General features: G+C 70.6%; 18 protein-coding genes. 15 read left to right on the plus strand and 3 right to left on the minus strand.

Annotation, left to right across the window (positions count from 1 at the left end; genetic code table 11):
• Positions 1-132: 132 nt before the first annotated feature.
• The 4 genes from Q0937_RS03055 to Q0937_RS03070 all read left to right on the plus strand — a co-directional run bounded on the left by Q0937_RS03055 (position 133) and on the right by Q0937_RS03070 (position 7,385).
• Positions 133-1,179, plus strand: coding sequence for a patatin-like phospholipase family protein (locus Q0937_RS03055; protein ID WP_299299575.1), 1,047 nt, complete (start codon positions 133-135; stop codon positions 1,177-1,179).
• Between the two features lie 164 nt (positions 1,180-1,343).
• Positions 1,344-2,642: an acetyl-CoA carboxylase biotin carboxylase subunit family protein gene (locus Q0937_RS03060; protein ID WP_299299577.1), complete on the plus strand. Its 1,299-nt coding sequence runs from the start codon at positions 1,344-1,346 to the stop codon at positions 2,640-2,642.
• A gap of 61 nt (positions 2,643-2,703) precedes the next feature.
• The gene (locus tag Q0937_RS03065) at positions 2,704-4,740 is read left to right on the plus strand and encodes a CocE/NonD family hydrolase (protein WP_299299578.1); all 2,037 of its coding nucleotides are present in this window, start codon (positions 2,704-2,706) and stop codon (positions 4,738-4,740) included.
• 155 nt (positions 4,741-4,895) lie between these two features.
• Positions 4,896-7,385, plus strand: a complete 2,490-nt coding sequence (locus Q0937_RS03070; protein ID WP_363323188.1) for a glycosyltransferase family 2 protein — start codon at positions 4,896-4,898, stop codon at positions 7,383-7,385.
• Here the strand turns inward: Q0937_RS03070 and Q0937_RS03075 are convergent.
• Positions 7,366-7,743, minus strand: a complete 378-nt coding sequence (locus tag Q0937_RS03075) for a response regulator transcription factor (RefSeq protein ID WP_299299580.1) — start codon at positions 7,741-7,743, stop codon at positions 7,366-7,368. The genes Q0937_RS03070 and Q0937_RS03075 overlap by 20 nt on opposite strands.
• Positions 7,744-7,947: 204 nt before the next feature.
• Between Q0937_RS03075 and Q0937_RS03080 the strand changes: the two genes are divergently transcribed.
• A complete protein-coding gene (locus tag Q0937_RS03080; protein ID WP_299299582.1) occupies positions 7,948-8,352 on the plus strand; it encodes an Hpt domain-containing protein in 405 nt (134 codons plus the stop codon).
• On the opposite strand, the gene Q0937_RS03085 is transcribed toward Q0937_RS03080, so the two are convergent.
• Positions 8,345-9,373, minus strand: a complete 1,029-nt coding sequence (locus Q0937_RS03085) for a response regulator transcription factor (RefSeq protein WP_299299584.1) — start codon at positions 9,371-9,373, stop codon at positions 8,345-8,347. The two genes, Q0937_RS03080 and Q0937_RS03085, sit on opposite strands and share 8 nt — an antisense overlap.
• Before the next feature lie 93 nt (positions 9,374-9,466).
• Here Q0937_RS03085 and Q0937_RS03090 point away from each other — a divergent pair, with 93 nt between their 5' ends.
• The gene (locus Q0937_RS03090; RefSeq protein WP_299299586.1) at positions 9,467-11,206 is read left to right on the plus strand and encodes a cell wall metabolism sensor histidine kinase WalK; all 1,740 of its coding nucleotides are present in this window, start codon (positions 9,467-9,469) and stop codon (positions 11,204-11,206) included.
• Between the two features lie 55 nt (positions 11,207-11,261).
• Positions 11,262-12,656: a PQQ-binding-like beta-propeller repeat protein gene (locus tag Q0937_RS03095; protein ID WP_299299588.1), complete on the plus strand. Its 1,395-nt coding sequence runs from the start codon at positions 11,262-11,264 to the stop codon at positions 12,654-12,656.
• Positions 12,657-12,678: 22 nt separating this feature from the next.
• Here Q0937_RS03095 and Q0937_RS03100 read toward each other — a convergent pair whose 3' ends face one another.
• Entirely contained in the window at positions 12,679-13,779 is a 1,101-nt protein-coding gene (locus Q0937_RS03100; RefSeq protein ID WP_299299590.1) for a YihY/virulence factor BrkB family protein, read from the minus strand.
• Positions 13,780-14,204: 425 nt separating this feature from the next.
• On the opposite strand from Q0937_RS03100, the gene Q0937_RS03105 reads away from it, so the two are divergent.
• The 8 genes from Q0937_RS03105 to Q0937_RS03140 all read left to right on the plus strand — a co-directional run bounded on the left by Q0937_RS03105 (position 14,205) and on the right by Q0937_RS03140 (position 19,470).
• A complete protein-coding gene (locus tag Q0937_RS03105) occupies positions 14,205-14,600 on the plus strand; it encodes a phage holin family protein (protein ID WP_299299592.1) in 396 nt (131 codons plus the stop codon).
• Between the two features lies 1 nt (position 14,601).
• Positions 14,602-15,003, plus strand: a complete 402-nt coding sequence (locus Q0937_RS03110; RefSeq protein WP_299299594.1) for a DUF3618 domain-containing protein — start codon at positions 14,602-14,604, stop codon at positions 15,001-15,003.
• 44 nt (positions 15,004-15,047) lie between these two features.
• Entirely contained in the window at positions 15,048-15,344 is a 297-nt protein-coding gene (locus Q0937_RS03115; protein ID WP_299299596.1) for a DUF4235 domain-containing protein, read from the plus strand.
• A 91-nt stretch (positions 15,345-15,435) separates the two neighbouring features.
• The gene (locus tag Q0937_RS03120) at positions 15,436-15,666 is read left to right on the plus strand and encodes a hypothetical protein (protein WP_299299598.1); all 231 of its coding nucleotides are present in this window, start codon (positions 15,436-15,438) and stop codon (positions 15,664-15,666) included.
• Between the two features lie 357 nt (positions 15,667-16,023).
• Positions 16,024-16,200, plus strand: a complete 177-nt coding sequence (locus tag Q0937_RS03125; RefSeq protein ID WP_299299600.1) for a hypothetical protein — start codon at positions 16,024-16,026, stop codon at positions 16,198-16,200.
• Between the two features lie 177 nt (positions 16,201-16,377).
• Positions 16,378-16,836: a hypothetical protein gene (locus Q0937_RS03130; RefSeq protein ID WP_299299602.1), complete on the plus strand. Its 459-nt coding sequence runs from the start codon at positions 16,378-16,380 to the stop codon at positions 16,834-16,836.
• A gap of 256 nt (positions 16,837-17,092) precedes the next feature.
• The gene (locus Q0937_RS03135; protein ID WP_299299604.1) at positions 17,093-19,234 is read left to right on the plus strand and encodes an S-layer homology domain-containing protein; all 2,142 of its coding nucleotides are present in this window, start codon (positions 17,093-17,095) and stop codon (positions 19,232-19,234) included.
• A 41-nt stretch (positions 19,235-19,275) separates the two neighbouring features.
• The gene (locus Q0937_RS03140) at positions 19,276-19,470 is read left to right on the plus strand and encodes a hypothetical protein (RefSeq protein WP_299299606.1); all 195 of its coding nucleotides are present in this window, start codon (positions 19,276-19,278) and stop codon (positions 19,468-19,470) included.
• Positions 19,471-19,800 lie beyond the last annotated feature (330 nt).

The following is a 19,800-nucleotide window of genomic DNA, read 5'->3' on the forward strand; positions in this document are numbered from 1 at the left end:
ATGCGGTCCGAGGTCTCCATCATCCCCCCGCAGGCGCGCCGCGGAGGGGGTTCCGGCGGCGTGATCGCCGGGAAGCAGGCGGCGCGCGGCCGACGGGGTGGGCGCGTCAGCCCCCTCCCCTACCCTGACCGCATGACCTCCTCCCAACCCACCTCCTCCCCGGCCGACGACACCCAGCGTGTGGACCTGGTGCTCGAGGGCGGCGGGGTCAAGGGCATCGCCCTGGCCGGCGCGATCGAGGTGCTCGAGGAGCGCGGATACCGGGTGAACCGGGTGGCGGGATCGTCGGCCGGGTCGATCGCCGGAGCGCTCGCGACCGCAGGGATCCCGGCGAGCACGATGGTGAAGGTGCTGCGGGAGACGGACTACCGCCGTTTCGAGGACGGCCCGTGGTGGACCCGCACCCTGCCCGGCAAGGGGCTGAGCATCCTGCTGCACAACGGGATCCATCGCGGCACCTACCTGCGTGAATGGCTCGCCGAACAGCTGACCGCGCACGGAGCACCGGGCCGCACCGGCACCTTCGCGGATCTGCGCTATGAGGATCCCGAGCCCGGGCTCACCCCGGTGGGCGCGCACGCCCACCGCCTGGTGGTGACCGTCTCGGACCTCTCCGCCGGACGCCTGAGATATCTGCCGCTGGAGGCGGCGGATCTCGGCTCCACCCCGGATTCGCTGCGGGTGGTGGACACGGTGCGCGCCTCGACCTCGATCCCGCTGTTCTTCCGCCCGGTGCGGTGGAAGAACGTTGCCGGGAAGCCGGCGGTGCTGGTGGATGGCGGACTGCTCTCGAACTTCCCGGTCTCGGTGTTCGATCGCCCTGAGGGTGAGGTGCCGCGCTGGCCCACCTTCGGCATCAAGCTCTCCGCCAAGCCCGAGGCCGATTTCGGGGTGCAGAACCGGATCCGCGGACCGCTGAGCTTCGGGAAGGCGGTGGCGGATACGGTCACCGGCTTCTACGACCGGATGCACATCGACTCCTCCCATGCCGTGGCACGCACGATCTTCATCGACACCGCCGCGGTGCGCCCCACCCACTTCGACCTCTCCGCCGACGAGCGGGAGATGCTCTACCGGAAGGGACGCAAGGCCGCGACGGACTTCCTGGACGGCGACCACGAGCAGGCGGCCTGGGACTTCGAGGCGTACAAGGCGCGATTCCGCGCTCGGACCCTCTGAGCTGCCGCCGCGGCGACGCCGGCGCCGCCGCGGCACCGGCGTTCTGGCCACCTCGTCCCGACCGATCGGCCCGGATCTTGCGCCCCGGCGCACCCCTCGTGCAACGCTCGAGAGATCCGGCTCGCCGCGAGGCGGGCGTATCGGCACACGGAGGACTCACTCGAATGAGCCAGAAGAACATCTTCGTCCTGGGACTGACGGACGTGCAGCGTCACGAGCTCGAGACGGTGCGTCACGCCGAGGACTACACCTTCCACGGTCTCCTGGACTACGAGACCCTGGTGAACACCACGGATCTGAACTTCGCGCAGCTGATGGTCGACGCTCGGGCCGAGCTCGACGCCTTCGACGGCAGCATCGACGCGATCATCGCGCACTGGGACTTCCCGGTCAGCGTGATGAGCGCGATGCTCGCCGCCGAGCACGGACTGCCCGCCCCCTCGCTGACCAGCCTGCTGAAGAGCGAGCACAAGGGGTGGAGCCGGCTCGAGCAGAAGAAGTCGGTGCCCGAGTGCGTGCCCGGTTTCACCCTCTTCGACCCGTTCGCGGAGGACGCCCTGGCGAGCATCGATCTGGACTTCCCGTTCTGGGTCAAGCCCGTCAAGGCGCACTCCTCCGCCCTCGGCTTCAAGGTGGAGGACGAGGCGGACTTCGCCGAGGCGCTGGTGGAGATCCGCGAGCACATCGGCGAGATCGGTGATGCGTTCGACGAGGTGCTCCGGCAGGTGGAGCTGCCGCCCGAGCTCGCGGGGGCCGGTGGCAACAGCTGCCTGGCGGAGCAGTTCGTGGAAGGCATCCAGGCCGCGCCGGAGGGCACGATGTTCCGCGGGGAGTACAACGTCCACGGCGTGTTCGACATGCACAAGGACGCGGCCGGCACCAGCTTCTCCCATCTCGACTACCCGGCCAGCACGGTGCCCCAGCGCGTCCAGCAGCGGATGATCGACCTCACCGAGCGGTACCTGCGCCAGGTCGGGTACGACAACGCCTGCTTCAACTCCGAGTTCATGTGGGACGAGACGAACGACCAGCTGTGGCTGATCGAGATCAACACCCGCATCTCCCAGTCCCACAGCGACCTGTTCGCGAAGGTCGACGGCAGCTCGAACCATGAGGTCGCGATCGACATCGCACTCGGTCAGCCGCCGCGGATGCCGCATCGTGAGGGTGACTTCGCGGTCGCCTCGCAGGCGATGATCTTCCACGACGAGGACGCGATCGTCACCCGCATCCCCACCGCGCAGGACAAGGCGGAGATCGAGCGCCGCTTCCCCGGCACCCTGCTCACCCTGACCGTCGCCGAGGGCGACCGGCTCTCGGAGCTGCCGGGGCAGGACAGCTACCGGTTCGTGCTGGGCAAGCTCTACCTCGGCGCGGACAGCACCGAGGAGCTGCTGGCGGACTACGCGGCGATCACCGCCGAGCTGCCCTTCGAGTTCGCACCGGCGCCGGCCGACGACTGACCACACACTCCCGCACACACCCCTGCACACCCCCTCAAGGACGACCAGGAGGCGACCACCGATGAGGACCGTCACCGAGCTTCCCTACGAGATCCGCATGATCGAGAACGTGTTCATCCCGATGCGGGATGGCGCCCGGCTCGCGGCCCGGCTCTGGCTGCCGGTGGACGCGGAGCAGCACCCCGTGCCCGCCGTGCTCGAGTACATCCCCTACCGCAAGCGGGACTCCAGCCGGGCCCGCGATGACCTGAACCATCCCTATATCGCCGGTCACGGCTATGTGTGTGCGCGGGTGGATCTGCGCGGCAGCGGCGACAGCGACGGGGTGATGGTCGATGAGTACCGCCCCCAGGAGCATGAGGACGCCGAGGACGTCATCGCCTGGCTCGCCGAGCAGCCATGGTGCGATGGCAACGTGGGGATGATGGGCATCTCCTGGGGCGGGTTCAACAGCCTGCAGCTCGCGGCCCGTCGGCCCCCGGCGCTCAAGGCGATCATCAGCGCATCCGCCACGGATGACCTCTACGTCGACAACATGCACTACATGGGCGGGGCGCTGCTGGCGGACAACCTCTCCGAGGCCACGGTGATGTTCGCCTTCAACTCCCTGCCGCCGGATCCGCAGATCGTCGGCGAGCGCTGGCGGGAGATGTGGCATGAGCGTCTCGAGGGAAGCGGGCTGTGGCTGGAGACCTGGCTCGCGCATCAGCGACGGGACGACTACTGGAAGCCCGCGTCCGTCTGCGAGGACTACTCCCAGGTGGAGGTCCCGGTGATGGCCGTGGGCGGCTGGGCCGACGGGTACACCAATGCGATCTTCCGCCTGATGGAGAACCTGGAGGTGCCCCGCAAGGGCCTGATCGGCCCGTGGGGCCACAAGTACCCGCACATCGGGGTGCCGGGCCCGGCGATCGGCTTCCTGCAGGAGGTGGTGCGCTGGTGGGATCACTGGCTCAAGGGCACCGATACCGGCGTGATGGATGAGCCGATGGTGCGGGCGTGGATGCAGGACAGCGTCTCCCCCGCCGCGTCCTACGAGGACCGCCCCGGCCGCTGGATCGCGGAGGACCAGTGGCCCTCCCCCCGGATCGCCGAGCGCGAGTACGTGCTGCGCGGCCACCATCTCGACGAGGGCACGGCCGAGGCGACGGACCGCGAGGTCGAGGTGCAGTCCCCGCTGAGCGTGGGGATGTTCGCCGGAAAATGGGCCTCCTACGCCGCGGTGCCGGATCTGCCCTTCGACCAGCGGGAGGAGGACGGCGGCGCCCTGTTCTTCGAGACTCCGGATCTCACCGAGGAGCTGGAGATCTTCGGCAGGCCGACTTGCGTGCTCGAGGTCAGCGCCGACCAGCCGGTCGCGCAGCTCGCGGTGCGGCTCTCGGACGTGAACACGGCCGGGGAGGCGACCCGCGTGACCTACGGCGTGCTGAACCTGACCCACCGTGACGGCAGCGCGGAGCCGCAGCCCCTCGAGCCGGGGAAGAAGTACCGGGTGGAGGTGCCGCTGAACGGCATCGCCCAGTCCTTCCCCGCCGGGCACCGGCTGCGCCTGTCGATCTCCACCTCCTACTGGCCGCTGATCTGGCCGGCGCCGGAGGCGGCGACGGTCACGCTGAGCACCGGGTCCAGCAGCCTGCGCCTGCCGGTGCGACCGGCCCGTGACGCGGATGCACATCTGCGGAAGTTCGGCGAGCCCGAGGCCGCGGAGCCGCTCGAGGTCACCGATCTCTCCCCCGGCGAGCACCACTGGCGGGTCACCCGTGACCTGGCGACCAACGAGTCCGTGCTCGAGGTCGCCAACGATCAGGGCGAGTTCGTGATCGAGGAGACCGGCAGCAGGATCCGCCGGGCCACGAACGAGTGGTACAGCTTCCGCTGGAACGACGTGAACTCGGTGCGCGGCGAGACCCGCACGGTGCGCCGCGTGGAGCGGGAGGACTGGGGCGCGGAGATCACCACCCGCACGATCCTCACCTCCACCCCCACCGAGTTCGTGATCGACGCCCAGCTGGACGCCTTCGAGCTGGACGCCGAGCGCGGCGACCCGCGGGTGTACTCGCAGAACTGGGAGCGGAGGATCCCGCGGGACCTGGTGTGACCGGGTCACGATGCACCTCACCCCGAGGATCCGCTCCTCCGTGACCGATCGACATCTCACCCGCGTCGGTGACGGCGCGGTGATCTCCCCCGTCCGGCACACGTCACAATGGGTACCCACGCTGTGCGCACTCCGGCCTGACGTTCTCGGCGCTGATGTACATGCTCGCCCGGCAGGGGGCGCTGTACCGCTTCCGCGATCACCTGCGGTCTCCTCGCGAGGAGCTGGACCGGCACTTCACCGGCGGCTACGACAAGCTGGTGACGGTGCTGATCCCCTCCTACGTGGAGGAGGTCAGCGTGGTCCGCCAGACGATGTGGTCCGCCGCGCTCCAGGAGTTCCCCCGCCTGCGGATCGTGCTGCTGGTCGACGACCCGGCGCACCCGACGGATCCGGACCGGATCGCCTCCCTCGCCGCCACCGAGGCCCTGGCCGAGGAGATCGAGAGCGCGCTGCGGGGGCCGCGACGGCGCATCACCGCCGCCGCCTCGGCCTTCTCGGTGGGCGAACGGGGGGACGAGCCGGCCGCACCCCAGGAGGCGGAGCAGCTCGCGGACCTCTACCAGTTCGCCTCCTGCTGGCTCGAGGAGATGGCCGCGGCCGAATCCCTCGAGGACCACACCGATGCCTTCTTCACCGAGCAGGTGCTGCGCGGGCTGGCCGGCGATCTGGAGCTGACCGAGCTCGCGCTGCGCACTGCCGCAGAGCATGGCGAAGCGCCCGCACGGGAGCGGATGGGTCAGCTCTACGACCGCCTGACCTGGATCTTCACGGCTGAGGTGACGAGCTTCCAGCGCAAGCGGTTCGCCTCGCTGTCGCATGAGGCCAACAAGGCGATGAACATCAACTCCTACATCTCGCTGATCGGGCGGGACTGGAAGGAGGAGCCGACGGCCGAGGGGCCGGCCCTGCGCCCGGCGGGTCCCGGTGACACGGTGGCGCTCTCGGTGCCGGCCAGCGACTACCTGCTGACCCTCGATGCCGACTCGATGCTGCTGCGCGACTACTGCCTGCGGCTGGTCGGCTTCCTCGAGCAGCCGGGCCACGAGCGGGTCGCGGTGACCCAGACCCCGTACTCCTCGTATCGCGGGGCTCCCACCCGCATCGAGCGGCTGGCGGGTGCGACCACCGACATCCAGCACATCCAGCATCAGGGGATGACGTACTACGGCGCGACCTTCTGGGTGGGCGCCAACGCGGTGATCCGCACCGAGGCGCTCGAGGACATCGCGCGCACGGAGACCGTGGGCGGCTTCCCCGTCACCACCTACATCCAGGACCGCACCGTCATCGAGGACACCGAGTCCTCGATCGACATCGAGGCCCACGGGTGGTCGCTGGAGAACTACCCCGAGCGCCTGAGCTACTCGGCGACCCCACCCGACTTCGGCTCGCTGGTGGTGCAGCGCCGGCGGTGGGCCAACGGTGGCCTGATCATCTGGCCCAAGCTCCTCTCGCTGGTCGGAGAGCGGCATCGTCGCCGGGAGCCGGTCCTGCTGCGGGAGGTGCTGCTGCGCACGAACTACATGGCGTCGATCGCCTGGTCGAGCTTCGGACTGCTGTTCCTCCTGGCCTACCCCTATGACTCGCGACTGCTCAGCGTGTGGGTGTTCCTCGCCGCGGTCCCGTACTTCTGCTGCATGGGCGCTGATCTGAAGGCCTGCGGCTACCGTTTCTGGGACATCCTGCTGGTCTACGGCTTCAACCTGGTGCTGCTCGCGGTCAACCTCGCCGGGGTGCTGAAGTCGCTCCAGCAGATGCTCACCGGGGAGAAGATCCCCTTCGCCCGCACTCCGAAGGTCGCCGATCGCACTGCGGCGCCCGCCCTCTTCGTGCTGGTGCCGTGGGCGATCGTGGCGTTCTCCCTGCTCACCCTCTACCGCGACGTCTCCGCGCAGAACTGGGGCAACGCGGTCTTCGCCCTGATCAACGCGACCCTCTGCGCGGCGGCGATCCTGCTGTACATCGGGGTCTGGAACTCGGTCGTCGACGTCGTGCTGGGGTTCGTCGACTGGCTGTTCGTCCCGGCGGGGTCGTCGCGGCGCGGCCGCACTGCGCGGCGGGCCGGGGCGCCGGCCGATGACGAGCAGGCGGTCGACTGGCGGGCGCTGCTCTACCACGGCGACCGCTCCCCCGACCTGCCGCGCGATGGGGAGAACCTCGAGCGCCGACGCCGCGCGACCGGCGCCTCGCGCATCTGGTCCACGCCGGTGCACCGCTTCGCCTCGGCCACCGGCGATCTGGCGCTGGTGCGCAGCGACGAGATCAAGGAGCTCTCCGACGAGCTCGAGGGGCTCCCGGAGCTCGGTCTCGAGTTCGCCTCGGCGTACGTGACGATGTGGCCGACGCGCCTGGGCCGGCTGCATGACGCGGTGGACGCCGCGGACCTGCCGGCGGCGCGGGACGCGGTGGGCAGCATCAAGGTCTCGGCGATGATGGTCGGCGCGGATCAGCTGGAGGATGCGGCGGATGTCGTCACGCGGGCGGTGACCGCCGGAGATCTGGAGGCTGCCCGCGCCGCGGTGCTCCCGCTCGCGGAGGTGGGCGAGGCGACCCTCGAGGCGCTGCGCCACGAGTTCCTGCCGGCTCGTGGGCCCCGCCACCGGGCGGCGACGGGGCCGGAGGTCAGCTCCCCGCGGTCCTGACCGGGCGGGCGACGATCTCCTCCAGCTGCTGGCGCAGCAGGCGCGGGCGGAACGGCTTGGTGAGGTACTCGTCGGCCCCGGCCTCGAGCCCCTTGCGGGCATCGGCAGCCTCCGAGCGGGCCGAGAGCATCACGATGTGGCCGGTGACCTGCGCGCGCGCCCCGCGCACCACCTCGTAGCCCTCCATGTCCGGCAGGCCGACGTCGACCAGGGCGAGGGCGGGCGGCTGGGCGCCGATCGCGGTGAGACCGTCTTCGCCGGTCGCGGCGCTGGTGACGGTGTACCCGGCTTGGTCGAGCACCACCTCGAGGAGGCGGCGGATGTCGTCGTCGTCTTCGATCACTACTGCGGTCGTCATCTGTTCCCCCGGAACGTCGTGTCGGGCCCCTGGTCATGCCCGGTTCCCAGACTACTGTCGATGAGTGGGTGAGAGGGCGTCGTCGCCGGTGAGTCTGGACTCGTGGGAGCGGGGGTCTTCAGGCAGCGGCGCGGCCGCGGACCTTGCGCGAATCTTTGGTCGAACCGGGCTGCGGTCCTGGGGATGGCGGCGCATGATGGGGTCATGACCGCTGCCCCCGTCCTTGATACCGAGGCGTTGCGCCGGTTGGGGGACGACCTGGGGGACGCCGAGATCCTGGGTGGATTCCTCCGCCGCTTTCTCGCCCTGCTGGAGCAGCGCATCGAACGCCTCGAGCGCTCCCTGACCGCGCACGACCACGAGAGCTGGATGGATGCCGTGCTCAGCCTGAAGACCTCCTCGGCCCAGGCCGGGGCGCGGGCGCTCTCGGAGCTCGCCGCCCGGGTCGAGAAGGCCGCCGAGCGTCCGCCGTCCCCATCGTGGACAGCATGGTGCACCTCAACCGGCCGCTGCGAGGGCTTGCGCCTGCTGCGCGACGTGGCCGCCGAGACCGCCCGTCAGCTGCGGCTCTTCCTGGATCAGCTCCGGCCGGCGGGCCCGGCTACCTGAGCTCCTGCACGCGGCCGGCCATGCGGTAGCCCACCCCGCGCACCGTCTGCACCCAGCGCGGTTCCTTCGAGAGGTCCGCGAGCTTGCGGCGCAGGTTCCCCACATGCACCTCGATGGTGCGCTCGTCCGCCTTGGCGACGAAGGTGCCACCGTCGGCGTCGTCGCCGCGCACCGTCCGTGCGAGCTCCGCCTTGGAGCGCACCACGCGTCCGCTGCGCAGGAGGGTCTCCAGCAGCAGGAACTCGGTCGGGGTCAGCGCGACATCACGGCCGTCGGCCTCCACCTGGTACAGCTGCGGGTACAGCACGAGACCGTCGAGCTGCAGACGGGTCTCGGCGGCGGCGTCGACGAACGCCGGCTCTGGCCCTGGCGCCGACGTAGTCGCCGGCGCGGGAGCGACAGCGGGAGTGGGAGCGGGCGCGGGAGCGGGAGCCGGAGCCGACGCGGGCCCTGCACTGGGGGCCGAGGTGGGCGCCGGCGCAGGAGCCGTCCCCTGCGCGGAGGGCACCGGGCTCCGCCCGGCGGATGTCGGCGCCGGAGCCGCCGCCGAGGGCATGACCGGGGATGCCGAGCTGAGGGGCGAGGAGCGGAGGGGCGACGAGGTGAGAGGCGAGAGCGCCGTCGCCTGCGGGGCTGCTGGAGCGTTCGCAGCGCTGCGCGGCCGGCGCAGCATCGCCTCGATGCGGGCGCGCAGCTCGCGGGGTCGGAACGGCTTGGTGATGTAGTCGTCCGCCCCTGCCTCCAGGCCCAGCAGGGTGTCGATCTCGTCGGTGCGGGCCGTCAGCATCACCACGTAGGCGTCGGAGAACTGCCGCACCTGGCGGGTGACCTCGTAACCATCGAAGTCCGGCAGGCCCAGGTCGACGGTGACCACGACGGGCTCGTGCTCGCGCACGGCGGCCACGCCCGCAGCGCCGGTGCCTGCCTCGTGGACAGCGAAGCCGGACTGTCCCAGCACCGCCGCCATGAGCTCTCGGATGTCCTCGTCGTCCTCGACGACGACGGCAACACGTCGATCCATGCTCTGCACCCCCAGATGATCGTCACCCCCCACGTTATCGTGGACTGGTGGACGGGCGATCTCCGAGGTCCCGCACAGGAAGGGAGCAGGTCCTTGTCACAGCTCGACCCGCCGAAGGTTCCGGTCCGCAGCAACCGGGCCGGGGTGCGAGGGAAGTACTTCGCCGAGTACCCGCTGCGCCGTCGTGTGCTGCTGTCCCAGCTGCCGCTGACCCTCTCCGCCGTGCTGGTGGCGATCGTCGTGCTGGTCTTCGACCCCCGCGTCGCCACCGACGCCCCGCACTTCGGCGTCGGCCTCGGCGGGATCCTGCTGCTGACCCTGGTGGCCGGAGCAGTGCCGTGGCACCGGTTTCCGCCCGTGGCGTACTGGGTGATCCCTTTGCTGGACTTCGTGGCGATCGCCCCCTTCTGGAGCGCCGCCCGGCCCGTCCTGGACGGCATGTCCCTCCTCGCGGCGTTCCCGGTCTTCTGGCTGGCCTGGACCGGCATCTACCCGGCGCTGGCTATCGCTCTCGGATTCCTCGGCACCGCGGCCGTCACCTCGTGGCCCTACCTCGTCGCTGCCGCACCTTTCGAGGAGGAGCTGATCCAGGCGAGCCTGGTGCGACCGGCCGCAGTGCCCTTCCTCATGCTCGCCCTGGGCGTCGCCGCGAGCGTGCTGAGCCGCAGCATGGATCGCCAGAGCGAGGAGCTGACGGCGTCGCTCGAGAACGCCGCCACCCAGAACCGGATGCTGAACGCGGTGGTCGAGACCTCCGACGTCGGGATCCTGGTGGTGGATCGGGACGGCCACGACGTGCTGATGAACCAGGCGCAGCGCCGGCTGCACTTCATCGGGCTGCCGGCCGGGACCGAGGACGCCGCGGAGGCCGAGCTGCTGGCCTTCGAAGCGGACGGCGTCACGCCGATCGCGGCGAACGACCGGCCGGTGTTCCGCGCTCTGCAGGGCGAGAGCTTCCAGGGCCGGATCGTGGCCGTCGGCACGGACGGCAGCCAGCAGCATCTGTCCGTCTCGGCCTCGCCGCTGGTCGACGAGGCCGGCGCCTTCGACGGCACGGTGGTCGTCTTCCAGAACGTCACCGACCTCATGGACGCGATCCGCACCCGGGAGCAGTTCGTCGCGGAGGTCTCCCATGAGTTCCGCACCCCGCTGACCTCGATCATCGGCTACCTCGACCTGGCGCTGGAGGCGGATCCGGACCCGGAGCTGCACCGCTACCTGACCACCTCGATCCGCAATGCGGAGCGGCTGCTGCACCTGGTGACCAGCCTGCTGGATGCGCAGGCCAGCACCCCTGAAGTCATTGTGCAGGAGGTGGATCTGGCACGGCTGATCCGATACGGCCTGGACTCCGCCGACGTGCAGGCGCGACGCGGCGGCCTGACCCTCGGCTCCGACCTCCCGCCGCGACTGATGGTCATGGCGGACCCGGTGAAGATGGGCCAGGTGGTGGACAACCTGCTCTCCAACGCCCTGAAGTACACGCCCGACGGCGGCACCGTGACCGTCTCGCTGCGCCGGGTCGAGGCTGACCAGGATGGGGCTCACCCGGCGGAGCAGCCCGGCGACGGCTCCGGGGCGTGGGCCGAGCTGGTGGTGCGCGATACCGGCATCGGCATGACGGAGGCCGAGCGCGCCAAGCTCTTCACGAACTTCTACCGCACCGAGCACGTGCGCCGAGCGGCCATCCCGGGCACCGGCCTGGGGCTGGCCATCTCCCAGGCCGTGGTCCGTGCCCATGGCGGTGAGATCCTGGTGAGCTCGCAGCGGGGCGTGGGCTCCGCCTTCACGATGCGGATCCCGGTGGGCGGACCGACCACCCGCTCCGCGTAAGGCCGGGATATCACTGCTCCACACTGCGGGATCGACAGCCGGAGAGGACTCGGACATGGAGGAGAACCGCAGGGCGCAGCCACCCGGGCGACGCCGCCGACGGCGCCTGATCGCAGGCACCACCGCTGTTGCTCTGCTGGCGGTCGGCGGCGTGATCGCCGTGCAGCGCAGCGCCTGGTACGACTGCCGCTTCGACACCGACCTCTCCGCTGCTGCACCGTTCGACTACCTGCCCGCGGCGATGGGGCCGGCCCCATCGGAGCCGGAGTTCGCGGCGCAGGTCGCGGCCCTGCCCGGCGTGGGCGATCTGCTGGGCTCGGCCCCTCTGTCCGTCGACGCAGAGCTCACGCAGGGCGCCGAGGGCGACGTGATCCTCTCCGAGGCCCCGTACGTCGCGGAGGAGGGCACCTGGCGCGACACGTCGTTCGACCCGGTCAGCGGCGAGACGTCATGGAGCCGCAGCCACCCCGGCCAGATGGCGGTCCCGCGCCGTGCGGGCGATGCAGTCGTGACCGTCGGGGCGGTCAGCGGCGGCGTCTACCGGATGACCGCACTGGACGCGACCTCGGGCCGGATCCAGGGCTGCGTGGATCTCGCACGGCAGGACGGCGACGGGATCGGCAGGACTGCGGCGGCGATGTCGCCGGCGGCGGATGCCCTCGCCATGGCATGGCCCGCCGCCGAGGGGGTGGAGGTGGCACGGATCGACCCAGCCTCCCCGGAGACCTCGTGGACCACTGCCGTCGACGGCCCGGCGGATCACCTCAAGTGGATCGGCTCGACCCTCGTCACCTCGTACGAGGTCGGCTCCCCCGCCGTGGACAGCGCGTCGTACCTCTGGCAGCAGAGCCGACGGGTCTCTCTGCGGGCACTGGACGAGGACTCCGGAGAGCAGCTGTGGACCTGGCCCACGGACACCGCCGACACCGCGCCGCCGCGCATGGCGAGCCTGATTCCCTCTGTCGACGCCGCCCCCTCGGTGGTGGTGCTCGCCGAGCTCAGGCTGACGTCCGGCAGCGACAGCACCGCCCGCCTGATCGGGGTCGAGCCGCGCAGCGGGAAGCCGCTGTGGGAGAGGGATCTGGCGGTCATCCCGGACGCCCTCGCCTTCGGGGACACGATCGTGCTGGACGACTGGGCGATGACCGGCGCGCTCGACGCCACCAGCGGCGAGCTGCTGTGGCAGGAGAAGACGCCGCTGGATGATGCGGAGGCCCGCCTCGACGTCGACCGCGCGGTGCCCTGGGGAGAGCTGTTGCTGGTGCCCACCTGGGCCTCCGGCGTGGTCGTGCTCGACCCGCTCACCGGTGAGCGACTCGGCAGCACCGACTCCCTGGGCGCGAGGTCGCTGCGCCTGTTCTCCACGCCCGACCACTTGGCGCTCACCGTCGCCCGCACCGACGGGGGCACGGAGCTGCTGGTGTTCTCCCGGGAGACGGGAACCGACTGATCCGCCCCCGTCGGCGGGAGCGTCACGTCTCGCGCGAGCCCGGCCGGTCGGCGGACGGCTTCTCCTGGCTGCGCCCGGCGCTCTCGCGCAGGTTCCGGCCCCGCTCGACGTCCGCGGCGTACTTCTTCGCCTTCTTGTCGCTGGCCTTCGTGTCCCGAGGGGGCAGCTGCAGCTCCTCCTCCGCGGGCATCCCGGCCTGCAGCTCGCGGCCGCGCTCGATCTCGCTGTCCACCTCCGCGCCGAACAGCAGGATCACGTTGATCAGGTAGATCCACAGCAGCAGGATGATCACGCCCGCCAGCGCACCGTAGGTGGCGTTGTAGCTGCCGAAGTTCGCGGCGTAGAAGAAGAAGCCGACGCTCGCCAGCACCGCCACGAGGATCGCGATCAGCGCGCCGATGCTGATCCAGCGGAAGCGGGGCTGCTGCACGTTCGGCGTGGCGTAGTAGAGCAGGGCGATCACCAGCACCACGATCGCGGCCAGCACGAACCACTTGGCGATGTTCCAGATCGTCACGGCGACGGCGCCGAGCCCGATCGCCGCGCCCACGGCCTCGGCGACGGGGCCGGAGAGGATGAAGATCATCAGCCCCACCGCACCGAGCACCAGGAAAAGCGCGGTGAGCAGGTACATCTGCAGGTTGAGCTTGATCGCGCCGCGACCCTCCGGCACGTCGTGGATGATGTTCATCGCCCGGCCGAAGGCCTTGGTGTAGGTCGAGGCTGACCACAGGGCTGTGGCCAGGCCGATGATCAGGCCGAGCCCGGCGGCGGGCGCGGTGAGGATCGATTCGAGCGCGGGGCGCACCGTCTCCCAGGCGTCGGCGGGGACGATGCCCTTGGCCTGGTCGAGCACTGCGGTCACCGACTGCTCGTCCTGACCGAAGAGGCTCAGGATCGACACCAGCGCGATGAGCGCCGGGAAGATCGACAGGACGGTGCGGTAGGTCAGGCCTGCCGCGAGATCGGTGCAGGCGTCGGCCGAGAACTCCCGGACGGTGGTGCGCAGCACGTACTTCCACGAGGGGGCCGTCACCTCCGCCGGGGAGTCGGGCTTGCGGGGATCCTCCGGATCCGGTGCGTTCGCGGGGTGATCGCCGTGCTCGGCGCGCTTCGAGACCATGACCGAACTCCTTCCTGAGCGGGGGCGCCAGCCGGTGCCTCAGAGCCCGAGCACACCGCTCGGCGGCCGGGGGTGGGGGACGCCCGTGGAGCGATCAAACCACGCGCGCGGCCCTGGCGGCAGGTCATAGCGCCGCCGTGTCCCGTCCCGCCGCGCAGGCGCTGGTGGGAGGGCTTAGAGCACCGCGACCGTCCGGTCGGAACTTCCGCCCCTGGTGGCGGATCGACGAGAACATCGCAGGTGAGCGGGATCTGCCTGGGCGAGGTCCGGGAACGGCTCGAGCGCACGCCTGGCGGAGCCGGCCGCTCCCTCCCTAGTCTGTAGCCAGCACCACGGAAGGGAGGGCGCACGTCGTCCGCTCCCGGGCTCGAGAAGCGGGCCCCGCCCAGACCGGGCAGCGTGGCTGCTTGCGAAGGGAGCATTCCGTGACCACCTCTGGTCCCCGTGAAGAACCGTCCGTCGCCGATCTCGTGGACCGGCTGTCGGAGCAGACCGCGCGCCTGGTGCGGGACGAGCTGAAGCTCGCCCGCGCCGAGTACACCGAGAAGGCCAAGCAGGGCGGGACCGCCGCCGGGCTCTTCGGCGCGGGCGCGATCCTCGCCTGGTTCGGGATCGGCACGCTGCTCGCCACGCTGATCCTGGTCCTCGCGCTGTTCCTGCCCGCCTGGGCGGCCGCGCTGATCGTCACCGTCGCCGTCTTCCTCGCCGCCGGCATCGCCGCACTGCTCGGCAAGAAGAAGACCGAGGGCCTGACCCCCACCCCGGAGCGCACGGCAGCGTCGTTGCGCCGGGACGTCGACACCATCAAGGAGCGGATCTGACATGTCTTCAGCAGCCGGTAACCCCATGGAGGACCGCGGGCCCCAGGTGAACCAGGGCGCCGACCGACTCGACCTGGGCGAGGACCCGAGCCCCGAGGAGCTCGAGGCGGACATCGCCCGCACCCGCCGGGAGCTCGGCGAGACCGTCGAGGCCCTCTCCGAGAAGCTCGACCCCAAGGTCCAGGCCGATCGACAGCTCGAGCACCTCAAGGAGCGCGCCCGCGAGCAGGTCGGCCATGCCCGCGAGCAGGTCGACCACGCCCGCGAGAGTGCACAGTCCACGCTCACCCACGCCAAGCACGTGGTCGCCGACTCGGACAGCTCAGCCCCGGGGCTCATCGCCGCCGCCACCGGCGCGGCGCTGTTCGCCGCGATCGGCCTGCTGATCATCCGTCGCCGCTGAGCTCACCCGTCTGCACCGTCCCGATACCCCATGAAGGAGCAGTGATGGTTCACAAGAAGTCCACGAGCACGTCCGCGAAGATCCTGTACCGGCCCATCGGTCTGGTGAGCGGCGTCGTCAGCGGCGCCCTCGCCGGGGTGCTGTTCAAGCAGCTCTGGAAGGTCGCCTCGCCCTCGCATTCGAAGGACACGCCCAAGGCCCTCGAGTCCGAGTTCCCGCTGCGGGAGATCCTGGTGGCGGCGGCTGTGCAGGGCGCGATCTACGCCACGGTCAAGGCGCTCGTGGATCGCGGCGGCGCCCGGGCCTTCGAGAAGACCTTCGGGGAGTGGCCCGGCGACTGATCCGTCGACCGATGCACAGACCTGCACAGAGCCCGACCCACGGATTGACACACAGTCCGACCCTGCACGACCCGATCGAGGAGGACCTGACATGACCAGCACCCCGATGTACCACCCTGAGGACCAGCCGCGCCCCCATCCCGAGGATCAGGGCGAGGACACCTCCTCGACCTCGAACGACGGCGGGGACCTCGTGGACGAGGAGACCAAGCAGCTGTCCCAGGAGGAGGCCGAGCAGCATGACGGCATCGTCGACGCGCAGAAGGACGAGATCGACGCCGACGGCTCCCAGAAGGACCAGGGCGGCGGCTACGGGCACTGACCCCTCCCTCGGCGCGCCCGGGGCCTGGGCGCTGCCCGCCCGTCCGGGCGCAGGGAGTGCCTGCGCAGGCGGGCGGCAGGGCCCGCGCCTCAGCTGCGCCATCGCGTGACGCTGCGCGGGTCCGACGCATCCTGTGGTTCCTCGCGCAGCGCGCCCCGCAGTGACGGCCTGAGGCGTGGGTCGAGCCTCTGCGGGATGAATCCCCGTCAGCTGTGCATTTTCTCCGCCACCTCTTGCGCTGGTCCTCGCCCGATCCTGCCGAAGACTTGAGGATGCCGTAGTTCAGTGGACCTGCCGGAGATCGCGGGCTCGACCGGCACGTCGGCCGGAGCCCGTGGACTACCCCGCAGGAGAATCATGAATGTCTTCGAGCTCACCGACCCCGATGGCGACGCCCTGACGATCACCTCGGACGGCGCTGGCACCTGGATCACGTGCAGCAGCGGCGACGAGGAGGTCACCGTCGGCCCGTTCTCGACCGGCGCGCTGAGCGCCATCCTGCCCGGCGTCGGCTCCAACCGTCCCTCCCGGTGAGCCGGCGGTGCCTGCGCCCGGCGCGATGGTGCGTGCGGCCCTCTCGTCGGCGAACCTCCCCAGAGCCGTGCAGGGTCTTCGCTATCGTGGCGGTACCTCACGCAGCAGAGCGCGTCCCTGGGCGGCTCGCATGCCAGCCCAGCGCCCTGCACCCCGCGACCAGAAGGAGCGCACCCCATGGCCAGAAAGTCGCTGAGACTGGGCTCATCAAGAAGCCACGCCGCGGTGAATGCCGCGCGGTGGGCGATCCCGCTGCTGGCGGCCGGGGCGCGCTGGCTCTCCGCGCATCCCGAGGTGTGGGAAGGCATCAAGGAGCAGGCATCGAGGCTGCAGCGCGCCGCCACGAGCAGGCCCGACGGCGTGCTCACCACTGTCGCAGTGCTGCGGGAGCAGGTCGACTTCCTCGCAGAGTCGGCGGATGACGAGCGCGAAGCACAGCAGGCGAAGGCGTGGACCAAGCGGCTCGACAGCTGCGAGCGTGCGGCGCAGCTGCTGAAGGCACCGGGTGCGACGAAGAAGGACCGCAAGACGCTCAAGAAGAGCGTCGAGGAGCTGCGCTCGGAGATCTTCGCCGCCTACATCGAGGAGAGGGGCGAGGACGCCGAGAAGGCGGAAGGGTACGACCCCGCGCGGTGACGCAGTTCGGATAATTAGGAGTAAACGGGCAGGTAGGCAGCGGAATCCGACGCATTTCACACAACTATCGCCTGAGCGTGGCCCGCAGCCCTTCCGCAGGTTCTCCCGGTCGATGGCGGTGCGTTCTGTCAGGCGACGGCTCCGCTCCCGCCGACATCCCTCCTCGGTCGGGCGTGCTGCCCTCCTCCTGAAATGATGCCCTCCTGTGTCTGCGTTCTGCGCTTCCCGAATCCGCCTCCCCCGGCCCCTGCGCGTCGTGGGCTGGACCGCCCTGGCCTTCGCCGGCCTGACCTTCACCGCCGGCCTCGCCCATGCGGACGACGCCCTCCCCGCCGCGGAGTTCACCGCGACCGCCGCGGCTGCCGACGTCGAATCCCCTGCGGCCGCGGCTGAGGCGGACTCCGCTCCCGCGAGCGAAGCTCCGGCTCCGGCTCCGGCTCCGGCTCCGGCTCCGGCTCGAGCTCCGGCCCCGGCTCCGGCTCGAGCTCCGGCCCCGGCTCCGGCTCCGACTCCGGCAACCCCTGCAGAGGACCTGGTTCACGACGCCGCGGACACGGCCGACGAGGGTTCCACCGAGGCAGAGCCCTCACTCGCCGTCCCCGGCGACGAGGCCGAATCCGAGCTCGAGATCGAGCCCGGTCTCGAGCCGGAACCACCCTTCGACGCCTCCTCACCGGAAGCGGGCGAGGAGGTCGAGCAGGCTCCCGCGGAGTCTGAGCTCGCGCCGGGAGGCGCGGCGATCGACGACGCCGAGAGCGTCCCGAGCGAGGACCTCACGGGCGACCACCTCCCCGGCGCTGGACCGAAGAGCGACCCGCTCGAGGGCGCTGAGCTCGAGGGCGCTGACCTCGAGGCCGCCACCGGAGAGGGCACTGCACCGGGCACCGGCCTCCGTGGTGCCAAGGATCTCCTCGCCGAGAAGACCGCTCTCTCGACCCCTGCCACCCTCGCCGCCTCCCCCACGGCGCTGCGCGCCTCCGCGAGCGTCGCCCCCGCCGCCGTCAAGGTCGGCTTCAAGGACGTGCCGCACGGGATGATGTACGCGGACGAGATCCTGTGGATGCAGCGCCAGGGCTACACCACCGGCTGGCCGGACGGCACCTACCGCCCGCTCGAGGATGTCAACCGTGCTGCCTTCGTGGCGATGCTCTACCGCGTCCACGCCCCGCGGAACTATGTGGCCCCGACGCGCAGCCGCTTCGTGGACGTGTCCACGAGCAACATGTTCTACCGGGAGATCTCCTGGGCCGCACAGACGGGCGTGACCACCGGCTGGGCCGACGGCACCTTCCGTCCGCTGGCACCGATCGACCGTGACGCGGCGCTCGCGATGTTCTACCGCTCCTACGGCGGCGGCGTGCCCGCGCCGGCCCGCTCCCCCTTCACCGACATCACCCCGCGCACCCAGCACTACGACGCGATGGCCTGGGGCTTCGCGAACGGTGTGACCACCGGCTGGAATGACGGGACCTTCCGTCCCGGGGAGCAGATCCACCGCGACGCGATCGCCGTGATGATCCACCGGCTCGAGGTGCTGGGCACCGATTCCCAGCGCGGGCTAGCATCCGGCCCCACCGGCACCCACTGGGTTGCGACCGGCGGGCAGTCGAAGATCGGCAACCCGACCGGTTACCAGTACCGCTACGGCGCGGGCCTCCGCCAGGACTTCCAGCGCGGGTCGGTGCTGTACTCCCCGTCGAAGCAGACCTCGGTGCTGCTGAACACCACCACCCGGGCGGTGTACGACGGCAACGGCGGCCAGGCCACCTTCGGGTTGCCGATCACCCCGCAGCTCTCCGCCGCCGGGAGCGTGGGCCTGCAGTTCGATCGCGGCGGGATCTTCACCACCGACGGGTTCACGTTCTCCGTCACCGGGACGATGTACAACTATTACCGCTCTCTCGGCGGCATGATCAGCTACCTGGGCGCCCCGATCGGGAACCAGCGCGTGGGCAGCTCCGGCATCACCTACCAGTCCTTCAAGGGCGGCCAGCTGACCTCCTACATGTTCCGCGACACCCCGCCGTCCACCACCCCGGCGGGCACGAAGATGCCCGCGTATCGCACCCTGTCCACCGGGTCGCGCGGCGATGACGTGTACGCAGTGCAGGTCAAGGTGGGGGCCAAGGCCGACGGGGTGTTCGGGTCAGGGACCCGCGCCGCGGTGATGGCCTGTCAGCGCACCCTTGGCCTGCCCGCCACGGGGATCGTGGACCAGCGCACCTGGTCGCGGATCATCTCCACCCCGAACCAGATCTTCAACGGCTCGAACGGTCGCCTCTCGGCGCGGGAGCAGACCATCATCGCCCCGAACTGGACCCTGCCGAACTCCGCCGCAGCCCCGTTCCTGGCCATGCAGCGTACTTCACGGCCGAGACCGGCCGCACCTTCACGCTGAACGACGCCTACCGGCCGATCGACCGCCATATCCTGATGCTGGTGCTCTACGGCCGGCCCCGCGCCGCCTACCCCGGCACCTCCCCGCATGGCCATGCGGATCGCGGAGCGGTGGACATCCAGGTCACGCGGGGCGATGCCACCCACACCTGGCTGGTGAGGAATGCGAGCCGCTTCGGCTTCGGGCAGACAGCATGGCAGGCGAACAACGAGCCGTGGCATTGGGAGCGGCGCTGAGCCGGGAGTGATCCTCATGCCCGGGGCAGATCGTCTCTCGGGCACGCAGCGTGGCGTTCGAGGTCCTGCCGGTTGCGCTCGGGGCCCAGGCGGCGAGATCGGCCTCGTTGTGCTGGGGACCGAGCGGCTCGAGGCGGAAGCGGTCGCGCACAAGAGAGGTGGGCGGCACGAAATCGGCGGGGACGAAGGCGTCGGGGTCCATGCCCCGACCGTAACCGCGGCCCGTCATCGCGGCCACGGGTTTTCCGCTAGGTGTATGAGGTCATGACGTTGTCGACACGTTCGTGGACTCGGGTGGCCGGGGGCTGATCAGCGCAGGCGGTGTGCGGC

It is taken from the genome of uncultured Brachybacterium sp., from assembly GCF_947500705.1.
In the GTDB taxonomy this organism is placed as follows: Bacteria; Actinomycetota; Actinomycetes; order Actinomycetales; family Dermabacteraceae; genus Brachybacterium.

Excerpts from the sequence above, each read along its gene's own strand:
- Q0937_RS03115 (WP_299299596.1), top strand. The coding sequence starts at position 15,048 with ATGGTTCACAAGAAGTCCACGAGCACGTCCGCGAAGATCCTGTACCGG.
- Q0937_RS03080 (WP_299299582.1), top strand. The coding sequence starts at position 7,948 with ATGACCGCTGCCCCCGTCCTTGATACCGAGGCGTTGCGCCGGTTGGGG.
- Q0937_RS03095 (WP_299299588.1), top strand. The coding sequence starts at position 11,262 with ATGGAGGAGAACCGCAGGGCGCAGCCACCCGGGCGACGCCGCCGACGG.
- Q0937_RS03075 (WP_299299580.1), bottom strand. The coding sequence starts at position 7,743 with ATGACGACCGCAGTAGTGATCGAAGACGACGACGACATCCGCCGCCTC.
- Q0937_RS03130 (WP_299299602.1), top strand. The coding sequence starts at position 16,378 with ATGGCCAGAAAGTCGCTGAGACTGGGCTCATCAAGAAGCCACGCCGCG.
- Q0937_RS03060 (WP_299299577.1), top strand. The coding sequence starts at position 1,344 with ATGAGCCAGAAGAACATCTTCGTCCTGGGACTGACGGACGTGCAGCGT.
- Q0937_RS03125 (WP_299299600.1), top strand. The coding sequence starts at position 16,024 with ATGAATGTCTTCGAGCTCACCGACCCCGATGGCGACGCCCTGACGATC.
- Q0937_RS03065 (WP_299299578.1), top strand. The coding sequence starts at position 2,704 with ATGAGGACCGTCACCGAGCTTCCCTACGAGATCCGCATGATCGAGAAC.
- Q0937_RS03100 (WP_299299590.1), bottom strand. The coding sequence starts at position 13,779 with ATGGTCTCGAAGCGCGCCGAGCACGGCGATCACCCCGCGAACGCACCG.
- Q0937_RS03120 (WP_299299598.1), top strand. The coding sequence starts at position 15,436 with ATGACCAGCACCCCGATGTACCACCCTGAGGACCAGCCGCGCCCCCAT.
- Q0937_RS03110 (WP_299299594.1), top strand. The coding sequence starts at position 14,602 with ATGTCTTCAGCAGCCGGTAACCCCATGGAGGACCGCGGGCCCCAGGTG.
- Q0937_RS03055 (WP_299299575.1), top strand. The coding sequence starts at position 133 with ATGACCTCCTCCCAACCCACCTCCTCCCCGGCCGACGACACCCAGCGT.
- Q0937_RS03085 (WP_299299584.1), bottom strand. The coding sequence starts at position 9,373 with ATGGATCGACGTGTTGCCGTCGTCGTCGAGGACGACGAGGACATCCGA.
- Q0937_RS03070 (WP_363323188.1), top strand. The coding sequence starts at position 4,896 with ATGTACATGCTCGCCCGGCAGGGGGCGCTGTACCGCTTCCGCGATCAC.